This window comes from Leclercia sp. GLN_9, assembly GCF_043105735.1.
Lineage (GTDB): Bacteria > Pseudomonadota > Gammaproteobacteria > Enterobacterales > Enterobacteriaceae > Enterobacter > Enterobacter adecarboxylatus.
Genome location: NZ_JBICLV010000022.1, coordinates 119,327 through 134,493, shown reverse-complemented (window position 1 = coordinate 134,493; position 15,167 = coordinate 119,327). Strand labels below are relative to the sequence as shown.

Annotated in this window: 12 protein-coding genes; 9 read left to right on the top strand and 3 right to left on the bottom strand. The window is 53.1% G+C overall.

Features of this window, described 5'->3' with window-relative positions:
• Nucleotides 1-166: 166 nt before the first annotated feature.
• Nucleotides 167-565, bottom strand: a complete 399-nt coding sequence (zapG, locus tag ACF8PE_RS15875) for a Z-ring associated protein ZapG (protein ID WP_032614532.1) — start codon at nt 563-565, stop codon at nt 167-169.
• Between the two features lie 190 nt (nt 566-755).
• Here zapG and zapE point away from each other — a divergent pair, with 190 nt between their 5' ends.
• The 9 genes from zapE (at nt 756) to ACF8PE_RS15830 (ending at nt 8,833) form a co-directional block, all read left to right on the top strand.
• A complete protein-coding gene (gene zapE, locus ACF8PE_RS15870) occupies nt 756-1,880 on the top strand; it encodes a cell division protein ZapE (protein WP_032614530.1) in 1,125 nt (374 codons plus the stop codon).
• Between the two features lie 290 nt (nt 1,881-2,170).
• A complete protein-coding gene (rplM, locus tag ACF8PE_RS15865; protein WP_024551131.1) occupies nt 2,171-2,599 on the top strand; it encodes a 50S ribosomal protein L13 in 429 nt (142 codons plus the stop codon).
• 15 nt (nt 2,600-2,614) lie between these two features.
• A complete protein-coding gene (gene rpsI / locus ACF8PE_RS15860; protein WP_003025138.1) occupies nt 2,615-3,007 on the top strand; it encodes a 30S ribosomal protein S9 in 393 nt (130 codons plus the stop codon).
• 312 nt (nt 3,008-3,319) lie between these two features.
• On the top strand, nt 3,320-3,958 hold the full coding sequence (gene sspA / locus ACF8PE_RS15855) for a stringent starvation protein SspA (protein ID WP_059307097.1): 639 nt from the start codon (nt 3,320-3,322) through the stop codon (nt 3,956-3,958).
• 5 nt (nt 3,959-3,963) lie between these two features.
• The gene (gene sspB / locus ACF8PE_RS15850) at nt 3,964-4,455 is read left to right on the top strand and encodes a ClpXP protease specificity-enhancing factor (protein ID WP_392495070.1); all 492 of its coding nucleotides are present in this window, start codon (nt 3,964-3,966) and stop codon (nt 4,453-4,455) included.
• A 406-nt stretch (nt 4,456-4,861) separates the two neighbouring features.
• Nucleotides 4,862-5,056, top strand: a complete 195-nt coding sequence (locus ACF8PE_RS15845; RefSeq protein WP_127472197.1) for a hypothetical protein — start codon at nt 4,862-4,864, stop codon at nt 5,054-5,056.
• An 88-nt stretch (nt 5,057-5,144) separates the two neighbouring features.
• Nucleotides 5,145-5,852 (top strand): fimbria/pilus chaperone family protein, encoded by a 708-nt coding sequence (locus ACF8PE_RS15840; RefSeq protein WP_032614524.1) that lies wholly within the window; start codon nt 5,145-5,147, stop codon nt 5,850-5,852.
• 6 nt (nt 5,853-5,858) lie between these two features.
• Nucleotides 5,859-8,285, top strand: a complete 2,427-nt coding sequence (locus ACF8PE_RS15835) for a fimbrial biogenesis outer membrane usher protein (RefSeq protein ID WP_117386334.1) — start codon at nt 5,859-5,861, stop codon at nt 8,283-8,285.
• A complete protein-coding gene (locus tag ACF8PE_RS15830; RefSeq protein ID WP_148569585.1) occupies nt 8,282-8,833 on the top strand; it encodes a hypothetical protein in 552 nt (183 codons plus the stop codon). Before ACF8PE_RS15835 ends, ACF8PE_RS15830 begins: the two co-directional genes overlap by 4 nt.
• Nucleotides 8,834-8,870: 37 nt before the next feature.
• On the opposite strand, the gene ACF8PE_RS15825 is transcribed toward ACF8PE_RS15830, so the two are convergent.
• Nucleotides 8,871-10,289 (bottom strand): glutamate synthase small subunit, encoded by a 1,419-nt coding sequence (locus tag ACF8PE_RS15825; protein ID WP_032614517.1) that lies wholly within the window; start codon nt 10,287-10,289, stop codon nt 8,871-8,873.
• Between the two features lie 154 nt (nt 10,290-10,443).
• On the bottom strand, nt 10,444-14,904 hold the full coding sequence (gltB, locus tag ACF8PE_RS15820) for a glutamate synthase large subunit (RefSeq protein ID WP_150872572.1): 4,461 nt from the start codon (nt 14,902-14,904) through the stop codon (nt 10,444-10,446).
• Nucleotides 14,905-15,167: the final 263 nt, after the last annotated feature.

Here is a 15,167-nt window from a genome sequence, read left to right as displayed (position 1 = left end):
GCTGGCTCTCGCAACCTGGAATGGAGGAATAACAATCCTGAAACAGTCTGATGTTATTGAATTTTAAAACGCTGAACAATGAGGTGTTTGACTAAATAATAGCTGGGGACGGGAAGAAAGGACGGGCGCAAGGGCTGCGCCCGTAAAATTTATTTATGAAGTGCGATTAATCGCGCTTTGCGCCACCACGCAGCAGGCCGGATGCGCCTTCGGAGTAATCACGTGGCATCTGTACGGGCGCCTGATCGTTACCCGCTTCGGACTCTGCCAGGCGGTTGCGGAACGGATTGTTTTCCGCGCTCATTTCCGGCAGCAGGTTGCTGGAGCTTTTCGCCATATGCTGATAAAGCTTGCGATAATCATGGGCCATGTTGTCCAGCAGCTCGGCGCTCTGGGCGAAGTGACTCACCAGCTCTTCGCGATACTCTTCCAGTTCAGCTTTGTTCTTTTCCAGTTCGTACTGCAAAGCCTGTTGCTGGCGCAATTTGCGATTTCCAAAACGCATGGCCACGGCACCGATAGCGATGCCGACGACTAAACCAATTAGCGCATATTCCCAGGTCATGAACTTCTCCCGTTGTCTTGTGGTTCCGTAGGGTGTTGGCTCGGCTTCATGCCTGCGCCTGATTATGCCACTATAACCGCTATTTCCTTAGAAGTGGAATCCCACCGCATCATCGCGTACTGTAGAACGGCCTTTTTTTCGCCAACTCAACAGGCTGGCGGGTATTAATTGAAGGAATAACAATAAGATTATGCAAAGCCTTTCCCCAACATCGCGTTACCAACAGGCCCTGAATGAAGGTTCTCACCAGCCGGATGATGTACAGCGTGAAGCCGTAAGGCGTCTGGATAGCATCTGGCAGGCGCTGACCACCCAGCCGACCGAGGCTGCGCCTGCGGGAGGACTGAAAGCCGCGTTTGGACGGCTGCTGGGAAAGAAAGCGCCGCAAAGCGTCACGCCGGTACGCGGCTTATATATGTGGGGAGGCGTTGGCCGCGGCAAAACCTGGCTGATGGATCTTTTTTACCAAAGCCTGCCGGGAACACGTAAGCAGCGCCTGCATTTTCACCGCTTTATGCTGCGGGTACATGAAGAGCTGACGGCCCTGCAGGGGCAGAGCGATCCGCTGGATATCGTTGCCGAGCGCTTCAAAGCCGAAACCGACGTGCTGTGCTTTGATGAGTTTTTTGTTTCGGATATTACTGACGCCATGCTGTTGGGCGGGCTGATGAAAGCGCTATTTGCCCGCGGCATTACGCTGGTGGCGACCTCCAACATTCCACCGGATGAGTTGTACCGTAACGGCCTGCAACGCGCCCGTTTCCTGCCCGCCATCGATGCAATTAAAGAGCATTGCGACATTATGAATGTTGATGCTGGCGTCGATTATCGCCTGCGTACCCTGACCCAGGCCCATCTGTGGATTTCACCGTTAAACGACGGCACGCAGCAGCAGATGGACAAGCTGTGGCTGATGCTGGCAGGCGCCGAGCGGGGTAACGCTCCCGTGCTGGAAGTGAACCATCGCCCGCTGCAAACGCTGGGTGTCGTCAATCAGACCCTCGCCGTATCGTTTGCGACCCTGTGTGTCGATGCCCGCAGTCAGCACGACTATATTGCGCTCTCGCGCCTTTTCCATACGGTGATGCTTTTCGATGTTCCGGTGATGACCAGGCTGATGGAGAGCGAAGCCCGGCGTTTTATCGCACTGGTTGATGAGTTTTACGAACGCCACGTCAAGCTGGTGGTGAGCGCCGCTGTTCCTTTATATGAGATCTATCAGGGGGAGCGGCTGAAGTTTGAGTTCCAGCGCTGCCTGTCACGCCTGCAGGAAATGCAAAGCGAAGAGTACCTGAAGCGCGAGCATATGCCTTAAGTCTGCGGTCCTCTCCTCGTGGAAGAGGGCCGGGGTGAGGGCGACAGCCCGGACTTTCCCTACCCCCGGAAAAACCCGCGTCAAATCACAATTAGGGGTCGATCTTTACCCCTGACTTCTCTATAATCTTGCGACCCCACGTTACAAGAAGGTTTTTTTCCCAAAACTTTCTCTGCGCCGGCATAGGCTATTCGAAGGGGTAGGTTTGCTGGACAATGTCGTGTGAACCTCAACTACTAAACGTTTGGGTGTTCACCAACGTGTAACTTATTTATTTGGGTAAGCTTTTAATGAAAACTTTTACAGCTAAACCAGAAACCGTAAAACGCGACTGGTATGTTGTTGACGCGACCGGTAAAACTCTGGGCCGTCTGGCTACCGAACTGGCTCGTCGCCTGCGCGGTAAGCATAAAGCGGAATACACTCCGCACGTAGATACCGGTGATTACATCATCGTTCTGAACGCTGACAAAGTTGCTGTAACCGGCAACAAGCGTACTGACAAAGTGTACTATCACCACACCGGCCACATCGGCGGTATCAAACAAGCGACCTTTGAAGAGATGATTGCCCGCCGTCCTGAGCGTGTGATTGAAATCGCGGTTAAAGGCATGCTGCCAAAAGGCCCGCTGGGTCGTGCTATGTACCGTAAACTGAAAGTTTACGCAGGTAACGAGCACAACCACGCGGCACAGCAACCGCAAGTTCTTGACATCTAATCGGGATTATAGGCAATGGCTGAAAATCAATACTACGGCACTGGTCGCCGCAAAAGCTCCGCCGCTCGCGTGTTCATCAAACCGGGCAGTGGTAAAATCGTTATCAACCAACGTTCTCTGGAACAGTACTTCGGTCGTGAAACTGCCCGTATGGTAGTTCGTCAGCCGCTGGAACTGGTCGACATGGTTGAGAAACTGGATCTGTACATCACCGTTAAAGGTGGTGGTATCTCTGGTCAGGCTGGTGCGATCCGTCACGGTATCACCCGCGCTCTGATGGAGTACGATGAGTCCCTGCGTGGCGAACTGCGTAAAGCTGGCTTCGTTACTCGTGATGCTCGTCAGGTTGAACGTAAGAAAGTCGGTCTGCGTAAAGCACGTCGTCGTCCACAGTTCTCCAAGCGTTAATTGGTTTCTGCTTCGGCAGACAACAATTGGCGAAAAACCCGCTTCGGCGGGTTTTTTTATGGCTACCGCATAGGTTATCCACACGGCGCCCCCCTTTCTGCGCTCTTTTTCCGCATTTCCAGAATCCCCTCACCACAAAGGCCGCAAAATCTGGTAAACTATCATCCACTTTTCTGTCCAAATAACGGTGAATGCTCGATTTTTGTTCTCTTTTTGAACAAGAGGAGACGTTCTCAGGGATGGACAACAAAACATCTGGCTAGCCTGTATGGCTGGTAGCAGTAAAAATTCTGAATATACCTGGAGGTTTTCATGGCTGTCGCTGCCAACAAACGTTCGGTAATGACGCTGTTTTCTGGTCCTACTGACATTTATAGCCATCAGGTTCGTATCGTGCTGGCCGAGAAGGGTGTCAGTTTTGAGATCGAGCATGTGGAAAAGGATAACCCGCCTCAGGATCTGATCGATCTCAATCCAAGCCAGAGCGTACCAACGCTGGTGGATCGTGAGCTGACCCTGTGGGAATCCCGTATCATTATGGAATATCTGGATGAGCGTTTCCCTCATCCGCCGCTGATGCCGGTTTACCCGGTTGCGCGTGGTGAAAGCCGCCTGTACATGCAGCGTATCGAGAAAGACTGGTATACGCTGATGAACGTCATCGTGAACGGTTCTTCATCAGAAGCCGATGCTGCGCGTAAACAGCTGCGCGAAGAGCTGCTGGCGATTGCGCCAGTATTCGGTCAACGTCCGTTCTTCCTGAGCGACGAGTTCAGCCTGGTCGATTGCTACCTGGCTCCGCTGCTGTGGCGTCTGCCGATTCTGGGCGTGGAGTTTAGCGGCCCGGGAGCAAAAGAGCTTAAAGGCTATATGACGCGTGTCTTCGAACGCGACTCTTTCCTTGCTTCTCTGACTGAAGCTGAACGTGAAATGCGTCTCGGCCGGGGTTAATGATTGTGGAAATGTCACAGCTTTCTCCGCGCCGTCCGTATCTGCTGCGTGCCTTCTATGAATGGTTGCTGGATAACCAGCTCACGCCGCACCTGGTTGTGGATGTGACGTTACCGGGCGTGCAGGTTCCTATGGAATATGCACGTGACGGGCAAATCGTACTGAACATTGCACCGCGCGCAGTCGGTGGCCTGGAGCTGGCGAACGATGAAGTTCGCTTTAATGCCCGTTTTGGCGGCGTGCCGCGCCAGGTGTCCGTGCCGTTGGCTGCCGTACTGGCCATCTATGCCCGTGAAAACGGTGCTGGCACCATGTTTGAGCCGGAAGCAGCTTACGATGAAGAGGTTACCAGCCTGAATGATGAAAACGGCGCAGCGGAGAGCGAAAGCGAAACCGTTATGTCGGTCATTGATGGCGATAAACCCGATCATAATGACGATCCTGATGATGAACCACCGCCGCGTGGTGGCCGACCGGCACTCCGGGTCGTAAAATAGTCTGCAGTTAAAGAGATAAATACCCAGCCTGATATCAATCGGCTGGGTATTTTTTTTGCATAGTATACTTGGGAGTTGCGTTTTTTAATCAGCAATATGAATGTATTAGCGTTATTCAACTCAAAAATTTGCGAAAATTGACCTAATAAATAATTGTGAAATGAATATATATTTTGCTCTTATCCCTTATTATCTCTAAAAATATTATTGCTGACTATCATTTGAGTTAATCTAAAACGGGCAGTTAATATTGCTAAGTTGAATCTATATATTCAGCGGATATTATAGTCACATGCTATCCAGCATCTTGTTACAGCAGTAGTGGATATATCGTTTTATATTTGCATCTAACTTATTCATACGTTAAGGATTAACAAATGAAAAAGGTTCTGCTCAGGTATACAACATGCGTGATTTTACGGTTGCAACGGCAGTTAGCCCTGAGCCGCACCCTTTTAGTCGTGCAGTATTCCCGGCAGCGGCCTCTTTGGTTATTCATAATACCACCGGTCAGGCGATCACCGCTGATAATCACCGGCGTGATCAACTGATATTCAGCTGTGTTATCCGTAATTACTCTCTTTTATTGAGCTTGCTCTGAATAAAAGAGTTCTTATCCTTTATCGACTCTTTTTTAATAGCACGTTAAACACGGACAGTTATGTTTTTGCTATTAAGGAATTTTTACTATGTTATGCTTTAATAAACCGGCAATAAAAACCTTACTGGCTTTATCATTGTTTTCTGCGCAGTTTCCTCTCTATGCCGCAGGAATGGTTCCTGAAACCAGTTTGCTGGTCATTGATGAAGCGACCCATAGCGGTACTATCAACGTAAAAAATACGGATAGTCATCCTTCCCTGTTATATACCAATGTTGTGGATCTTCCCGATGATATTGGTTTAAAACTGGTTGTTACCCAGCCGGTGGTGCGCCTTGAACCTGGGCAGACTCAACAGCTGCGTTTTTTACTGCAAACGAGCAAACCGTTAGAGGTTGAGCATTATAAACGTGTCACCTTCGAAGGTATCCCACCGAAGAGTGACGATAAAAAAATCAAAATTGGCATTAATATTCGTCAGGATCTCCCAGTACTTATTCGACCGGCAAAACTCCCTGTCGTGACCGATGCCTGGAAGGATCTTGAATGGTCTACAGCCGGTTCATCCGTTACGGTTAAAAACCCGAGCAAATATGTCGTGCGCCTTGCTACGAATGTTCTTCTGCAGCCATCGGGTATCTCTGGCACGCTGCCAAAAACCTACATTTTGCCTGGTGAAAGCATGACTACATCGGTGGGCAAATCGGTCAGTGGTAACACTCAAGTCAAGTTTTTCCCCGCCAGCCGTTATGGCGTAGAAGTACCTAGCTTCATATCGGAACTAAATAAAAAATAAAGGAATATGGCGGTGCGTAAAAAAAGCCACCTCGCAATTTTTGTGCGCGCAGTTATTTACGGCGCATTACCTCTGATACTTCTCGACTCACCTTTGTTACAGGCGAGGGAAGTTACCTTTGACACGGGGATATTAAAATCGCGTGGCCTGGGTGCGGATCTTAACCGCTACTTTGCCGAAGCGCCCCGTTTTTTACCCGGAACGCATTCTGTTTCTGTAAAAGTGAACGGCAAAGAGCGTGGAACGGCTGCGGTTCGTTTTAACGAAGATGGCGTTATGTGTGTTGATAACGACTTTCTTGAGTTTGCCGGAATCATGCCTGTTTCCATCAAGTCGGGTGAAGCCTGTCATGATATTCGCAGCGATTACGCCCAGGCGGTGATAAATGCGCTCCCCAATCAGGAAGCAGTTGAGTTATATCTGCCGCCGGAAGCGATTAATAGCCTGACATCAGACATCAAAAACTTTCAGCATGGTGGTGTAGCCGGCATGTTGAATTACTCATTATTCAGCACCAAAAGTGAGTACACAGGAAGCGATAGCGACAGTAGCAGGTATTCTCAGGCAAGTCTTGAAGCGGGTTTTAATGCGATGGACTGGTCGCTGCGCAGCCGTTATATCCTGACAGATAATGATGGTGATCGAAACGCGGAGAGTATTTATACCTACGCGGAGCATGTCTTTGTCCCTCAACGTTTGACGATGCAGGTGGGGGAAATCAACGCCATGTCAGACGTGTTGAGCGGCGTGCCTATCATGGGTGTGCAGCTGATGCCAACCAATGGCTTACAGCATGATTACACCGGTATAAGCGTATCCGGCATTGCGCGTACGCCACAGGCGCGTGTTGAAATCCGGCAGAATAATCGCCTTATTTTTAACACCCTGGTGCCAGCTGGCCCCTTCACGCTTGATGATGTACCGATTGTGCGCAATAACGTCGATCTTGACGTGACGGTCGTTGAAACAGACGGGTCAACGAGTCATTTCATCGTACCTGCCGCATCTGTTAGATCGCAGCGCCTGTCGCGCCCGAATGGCCTGACGATCTCGGCAGGGCAAGTGCGCAGTATAGAGAGCGACTACAGCGATCCCATGGTCTTCAACGTTTCCAATGGCTGGCGGATCCTGCCCTGGATGAACCTCCTTGCATCCGGTGTCGTAGCGGAGAAATACCAGGCCGCAGGTGCGCGAACGGAATTTATGGTCACTGAAGGGTGGGGCGTCTCCACCAGTATGGCTGCCAGTAAAGCCAAGTTTGGTGATAGCGATAACGGCGTTAAAAACGAGCTGCAAAGTGATTACGCGCTAACAGAAAATATGGGATTGTCGGCGAGCGTTGCCCACTATAGCGGCAATTACCGCGAGCTGACTGATGCGATGGATGATGATTATGTCGGGTATGACAACAGCTATGCTGCCAACCTCAACTGGTCTACATCTTTGGCAGGCACATTTAGCGCGGGCTTTAACTATAACCAGGCGACAGGCGATGGGCAGGATTCCCGTTATTTACTCCTATCATGGGGTAAAACATTTAAATACGCTTCGGTTAACGTTAACTGGCAAAGCGCAATAGGGGATACCGATGATGACCAGAACGAAGACCTCTTATATGTAAACCTGAGCATTCCGCTGGGGGGCACTCAGAGCCTCAGTTCTTACATGCGCAAGCAGGGTGACAGTACCAGCTATGGTCTGGCAAACAGCGGTTCGCTGGGCGAAAACACCAATTACTATATCTCAGCAGACCGGGATAACGATTCAAACGAAAACAGCTTTAACGGCAACATCAACACCAATCTGCACTACACCCAGTTGAGCGTAGGTGGCGGTACCAGTGGTGATAATCAGCGTAACTATAATGCGACGCTGTCGGGCGGCATTGCCATGCATAAAGATGGTGTCACCTTCTCGCCATATTCCATCAGGGAAACCTTTGCGATTGCCAAACTCAGCGAACCGAAAGCGGGCGTGGAAATCTCTACACCTCAGGGCACCGTCTGGACCGATCACTGGGGCCAGGCTGTGGTGCCAGGGTTAATAGAGTGGCGTAACTCCCGTATAGAAGTTGATGCGAACAAATTGCCGCAGAGTATGACGCTGGCAAACGGCACGAAATACATTGCTGCCGCACATGCTTCTGTCAGCGAAGTGAGCTTCAAAGTATTGAACAGCCGTCGCGTGATGTTACGTATTAAGCAGGCCGATGGTAAGCCGCTTAAAAAAGGCTTATCCGTGGTGGATGGTAAAAATAACTATATCGTCACGGTTGTTGATGATGGGCATGTGTTCCTGAACGATGCCGATCAAATTACCGCGCTTTATGCCATGGACGATAATAACAATCGTCTGTGTAAGTTGAATTTTACGCTTCCTGAGAAGCATGACGAAGACACGTTTTATGAGGAAGTTAACGGAGTATGTCGATGAACGTTCAACGTCTGGCAGCGTTATTACTGCTTGCTTTACCGTGTCTTTCTTATGCTGATGATTGCCAGATAACGCTCTCCCAGCAGGTGGTGGATTATCACCAGATACGCCGTGACAACATCGTCCTGACCCAGCAAAGCTGGAATAAAATGCCGGAGAAAGATATCAGTGTCAGCGTCTTTTGCCCGGATAAAAAGCAGATGGCAATCTTGCTGCAAGGGACTGCAGGTGAGAAAGGGCGTTTCATGTTTGGGCAGAATGGTGGCGTGGCCATCAAAGTGAGCAACCTGACGCTCGACGGTAAAAGCTACAGCGTGGGTAAAACAACCGATCAGGTAAATTTCACCCCGGATAAAGACGACACGCCATCGCTCTCTATCCGCAATAACGAGGCGATAATTGCAGTCGAAAACGGCCAGGTGCCCAGCGGTCAGCAAATGAATTTTACCGTCACGCTATTCCCGGTGCTGAATGATAACGCGTTTAAACGAATCTCGGATCAAACCACGCTGGAAAGCGATTTGACCTGGCGAATCCTCTCGAAGTAAGCAAAAAAATGGCCCGGCATTTGCCGGGCCATATTCATTACACTTCCAGGTAATTCATAATCCCGTCAGCCGCTTTACGGCCTTCGGCAATCGCCGTTACCACCAGGTCGGAACCGCGAACGATATCACCACCGGCAAAGATTTTCGGGTTGCTGGTCTGGAACGCATTATCGCTGCCTTCCGGGGCGATGATACGGCCCTGTGAATCCAGCTCGACGCTGTGCTTCGCCAGCCACTCCATGCTGTGAGGGCGGAAACCAAACGCCATCACTACGGCATCTGCCGGGATCACATGCTCGGAACCGGCAACGATTTCTGCGCGACGACGGCCTTTCGCATCCGGCGCACCCATCTCAGTGCGCGCCATCTTCACGCCGCTGACTTTGCCGTTGGCGTTCACTTCAATACCCAGTGGCTGGATGTTGAACTGGAACTCCACACCCTCTTCACGCGCGTTTTTCACTTCACGTTTAGAGCCAGGCATGTTCTCTTCGTCACGACGATAGGCACAGATAACGTGTGCGGCATTCTGACGAATGGAGGTACGCACGCAGTCCATAGCGGTATCACCGCCGCCAAGTACGACAACGCGTTTGCCTTCCATGCTGACGTATGGCTCAGCGGCAGTTTCGCCGTAACCCATCATCTGTTTGGTATTGGCAATCAGGAACGGCAGGGCATCGAATACGCCGTTGGCATCTTCGTTTTCCAGTCCGCCACGCATCGACTGATAGGTGCCAACGCCCAGGAACACAGCGTCGTAATCTTTCAGCAGATCGTCGAGCTGCACGTCACGGCCCACTTCCACATTCAGTTTGAACTCAATGCCCATACCGGTGAAGATTTCACGGCGGCGAGTCATGACCTCTTTTTCCAGCTTGAATGCCGGGATGCCGAAGGTCAGCAGACCGCCGATTTCCGGGTGACGGTCGAACACCACTGCTTTCACCCCGTTGCGGGTCAGCACGTCAGCGCAGGCCAGGCCTGCCGGACCGGCACCGATGATCGCTACGCGTTTGTCGGTCTGACGCACACCCGTCATGTCCGGGCGCCAGCCCATCTCAAACGCTTTATCGTTGATGTAGCGTTCGATGTTGCCGATGGTTACCGCACCGAACTCGTCGTTCAGAGTACAGGAGCCTTCACACAGACGATCCTGAGGACACACGCGGCCGCACACTTCCGGCAAGGTGTTGGTCTGGTGAGACAACTCGGCGGCTTCAAAAATACGCCCTTCGTTGGCCAGCTTCAGCCAGTTCGGGATGTAGTTATGCACCGGACACTTCCACTCGCAGTACGGGTTGCCGCAGGACAGGCAGCGGTCTGCCTGTGCTTTAGCCTGACCTTCGGAAAACGGCTCGTAGATTTCAACAAATTCAATTTTACGGATCTTCAGCGGCTTCTTCGGCGGATCCACACGCTGCAGGTCGATAAACTGGTATACATTCTGGCTCATCTAAATTCCTCAAATCTGATTCATCGGGCTATTTTTCTTGTGATTCTGGACCTGGGCAGTGCTCAGACTCCTCGCGTACTACGTGTACGCTGCGGGTCTTGCGCGCTGTCCGTGTCCAGACTCACTGCGACAATGACGCCCGCTAAATCCAGATTTACTGCGCCTGCACACGCAGCTCTGCTGCGCTACGACTACGGTGACCCAACAGGGCTTTAACATCGCTGGACTTCGGTTTAACCAGCGCGAATTTCGCAGAGAACGCTGGCCAGTTCGCCAGAATCTCTTCGCCGCGCACGGAACCGGTATGATGCACGTGCTCGGTGATCAAACCGCGCAGGTGCTCTTCATGGATCGCCAGGGTTTCAACATCCAGCACTTCCACCAGCTCCGGGTTCACGCGTTTGCGGAAATCACCGCTTTCGTCCAGGACATAGGCGAAACCACCGGTCATACCTGCCCCGAAGTTAACGCCGGTTTTGCCCAGCACGCAGACAATACCGCCGGTCATGTATTCACAGCCGTTATCGCCGATACCTTCCACCACGGTGATGGCACCGGAGTTACGCACCGCAAAACGCTCACCTGCACGACCTGCAGCAAACAGACGACCACCGGTAGCACCGTACAGACAGGTGTTGCCGATGATGCTGGCATCGCAGCTGCGGAAGGCAGAGCCGACCGGAGGACGCACCGCCAGCAGACCGCCCGCCATGCCTTTACCGACGTAGTCGTTGGCATCGCCAGTCAGGTACAGCTCAACGCCACCGGCATTCCACACGCCGAAGCTCTGACCTGCGGTACCGCTGAAGTGAGCGGTAATCGGATCGGCAGCCAGACCCTGGTCGCCGTGCGTCTGTGCGATGTAACCCGAGAGCGTTGCGCCGACTGAACGATCGGTGTTGCGAATATCAAACCAGAAGGTTTTGCTCTGCTTGTCATCCACAAATGGCTTCGCCTGTTGCAACAGCTGAGCGTTCAGCACGCCATTGTCGAACGGCGGGTTATTCTCGGTGCAGTACACCGCTTTGCCCGGATGCGGTTCAGCCGTTTCCAGCAGGCGGGACAGCTTCAGGTTCTGCTGCTTAGCCGTGAATCCTTCCAGCTCTGTCAGCAGGTCGGTACGGCCAATCAGATCCACCAGACGCGTCACGCCCAGCTGCGCCATCAGCTCGCGTGTTTCGCGGGCGATGAAGTCAAAGTAGTTGGTCACTTTGAACGGCAGGCCGTGGTAGTGGTTCTTACGCAGTTTTTCGTCCTGAGTTGCAACGCCGGTTGCGCAGTTGTTCAGGTGACAAATACGCAGATATTTACAGCCCAGCGCCACCATCGGGCCAGTACCGAAGCCGAAGCTTTCTGCACCCAGAATCGCCGCTTTGATGATATCGAGGCCGGTTTTCAGGCCGCCATCTACCTGCAGACGGATCTTGTGACGCAGACCGTTAGCCACCAGTGCCTGCTGAGTTTCCACCAGGCCAAGCTCCCATGGACAACCCGCGTATTTCACTGAGGAGAGCGGGCTGGCCCCGGTGCCGCCGTCGTAACCGGCGATGGTGATCAGGTCCGCGTAGGCTTTTGCCACACCGGTGGCGATAGTGCCCACGCCCGGCTCGGAAACCAGCTTCACGGAGATCATCGCTTTCGGGTTGACCTGTTTCAGGTCGAAAATCAGCTGCGCCAGATCCTCGATAGAGTAAATATCGTGGTGCGGCGGTGGGGAGATCAGCGTCACGCCCGGTACCGAGTAGCGCAGTTTGGCGATGTACGGGGTCACTTTGTCACCCGGTAATTGACCGCCTTCGCCCGGTTTTGCACCCTGAGCGACTTTAATCTGAATTACGTCAGCATTGACCAGGTACGCCGGGGTCACACCGAAGCGACCGGAAGCAACCTGCTTGATGCGCGACACTTTGTTCGTGCCATAGCGCGCCGGATCTTCACCGCCTTCACCGGAGTTGGAGTTCCCGCCGATGCTGTTCATCGCTTCTGCCAGCGCCTCGTGGGCTTCCGGGCTGAGTGCGCCGATAGACATCGCGGCGGTATCAAAGCGTTTGAACAGTTCAGACGCCGGTTCAACCTCATTGATGCTGACCGCGGTATCGCCCGGGTTCAGCGCCAGCAGATCGCGCAGCGTGGCTGCCGGACGGTTGTTCACCAGCTCAGCATATTGCTGATAATCGCTGTACTCACCGCTCTGAACGGCCTGTTGCAGGGTGCGCACCACGTCCGGGTTATAGGCATGGTATTCGCCACCGTGCACATACTTCAGCTGTCCACCCTGATCCAGCGGCTTACGTGCCAGCCAGGCGCGTTTGGAGAGATTCAGCAGATCCTGCTGGAAGTCACTAAAGTCCGCGCCGCCGATGCGGCTGATTACGCCCTGGAAGCAGAGGTCGGAAACATCGTCATGTAGACCGACGGCTTCGAACAGCTTCGAGCAGCGGTAAGAGGCGATGGTCGAGATGCCCATCTTGGACATGATCTTGTACAGACCTTTGTTGATGCCGTTACGGTAGTTCAGCATCACGGTACGGTAATCTTTCTCGATGGCCTGACTATCAACCAGTTTTGCCAGGGTTTCGTAGGCGAGGTACGGGTAAATCGCCGTTGCACCAAAGCCCAGCAGCACTGCGAAGTGGTGCGGATCGCGCGCACTGGCGGTTTCCACAATGATGTTGGCATCGCAGCGCAGGCTCTTATCGACCAGACGCGTCTGGATAGCCCCGACGGCCATAGGCGCCGGAACCGGCAGACGGTTTTTCGCAATATTGCGGTCGGACAGCACCAGCAGCACGGTACCGTTACGTACCATCTGTTCCGCTTTGTCACACAGCGCATTCACCGTCTCTTCGAGAGTGGTTTCGGTCACGTCGAAAGTGATGTCGAGCGTGTCAGCGCGGTAGTGCTCCTCTTGCATGGTGGTGAGCTGTTTGAAATCGGAGTACAGCAGGATCGGTGACTTAAAGGTCAGGCGGTGGGCCTGGCCTTCGGCTTCACAGAAGACGTTCATCTCACGACCGATGCTGGTGGCCAGCGACATCACGTGCGCTTCACGCAGCGGATCGATTGGCGGGTTGGTCACCTGCGCGAACTGCTGACGGAAGTAGTCGTAAATGATTCGCGGCTGACTGGAGAGCACGGCAAACGGGGTATCATCACCCATGGAGCCGACCGCTTCCTGGCCGTTTTCACCCAACACGCGGATAACGGAGTCCAGCTCTTCCGCGCTGTAGTTAAACTGTTTCTGGTAGCTGGCGAGGGTATCGTCATCCAGTTCGCGGCTGCCCACGTCCTGATCCGGCAGATCTTCAAACGGCACCAGACGGCGAACGTTTTTCTCCATCCACTCTTTGTACGGATGACGGCTTTTCAGATCGTTATCGGTTTCCGCGGAGTGCAGGATGCGACCGCCGCGGGTGTCGATCACCATTAGCTCGCCCGGCCCTACACGGCCTTTTTCGACCACTTCGTCAGGCTGGTAGTCCCAGATCCCCACTTCAGAGGCGCAGGTGATCAGCTTGTCTTTAGTAATGACGTAGCGCGCCGGGCGCAGACCATTACGGTCGAGGTTACAGGCCGCAAAGCGACCATCAGACATCACGATACCTGCCGGACCATCCCACGGCTCCATGTGCATGGAGTTAAAGTCGAAGAAGGACCGCAGCTCAGGATCCATATCCGGGTTGTTCTGCCAGGCTGGCGGAACCAGCAGGCGCATGGCGCGAACGATATCCATCCCGCCTGCCAGCAGCAGTTCCAGCATGTTATCCATTGAGCTGGAGTCAGAGCCGGTTTCGTTGACGAACGGCGCAGCGTCGTGCAGATCCGGGATCAGCGGGGTCTGGAATTTATAGGTACGTGCGCGAGCCCACTGGCGGTTACCGGTGATGGTGTTGATTTCGCCGTTGTGCGCCAGATAGCGGAACGGCTGAGCCAGCGGCCAGCGTGGTACGGTGTTGGTGGAGAAGCGCTGGTGGAACAGGCAAATGGCCGATTCCAGACGCAGGTCCGCCAGGTCCAGGTAGAAGCGCGGCAGGTCAGCCGGCATACACAGACCTTTATAGATGTTCACCAGGTTCGAGAGGCTACAAACGTAGAACTCTTTATCGTCCTGCAGGCGTTTTTCAATGCGGCGACGGGCGATAAACAGACGGCGTTCCATATCACGTGGACGCCAGCCCGCAGGCGCGTTGACAAAGATTTGCTCGATACGAGGCAGCGAGGAGAGGGCGATTTCACCGAGTACCCCTTCGTTAGTGGGTACGTCGCGCCAGCCAACGATAGACAGGGTTTCGCGTTGAAGTTCTTCTTCGACGATGCGGCGTGAGACGGCTGCTTTTTCTGCGTCCTGATTCAGGAACAGCATGCCGACAGCGTAGTTTTTGGCTAAACGCCAGCCGCGCTCTTCCGCCACGATGCGAAAGAAACGATCCGGTTTTTGCAGCAGCAGACCGCAACCGTCGCCGGTTTTACCATCCGCAAGGATAGCGCCACGGTGCTGCATACGGGCCAGTGCGTGTATAGCGGTACGCACTACCTTGTGGCTAGGTTCGCCTTCTATGTGGGCGATCAGGCCGAAACCACAGTTATCCTTCTCAAGGGATTTATCGTACAACATATCAGTGAACCTCCCCAGGCTCTTCGGGACTTCTCTCTGGACCGTGGCGCACAGGCACAGCAAGAGCGCGGCGACGGGGTTTGCGTTTCATACGCGTACCTCGCATTCGCCCTCTTAATATCCTTTTCACACAGGTCAAACAAGTTTGAGGACTTGCTTCAGAGGGAATCTCAACTACTGCATAAATATGATGAGCAGGCTGCTCATCCAGAAAGCTTCCAGCGGATTTCCAACTTATCGGGAATCCGTACACAGGTCAAATG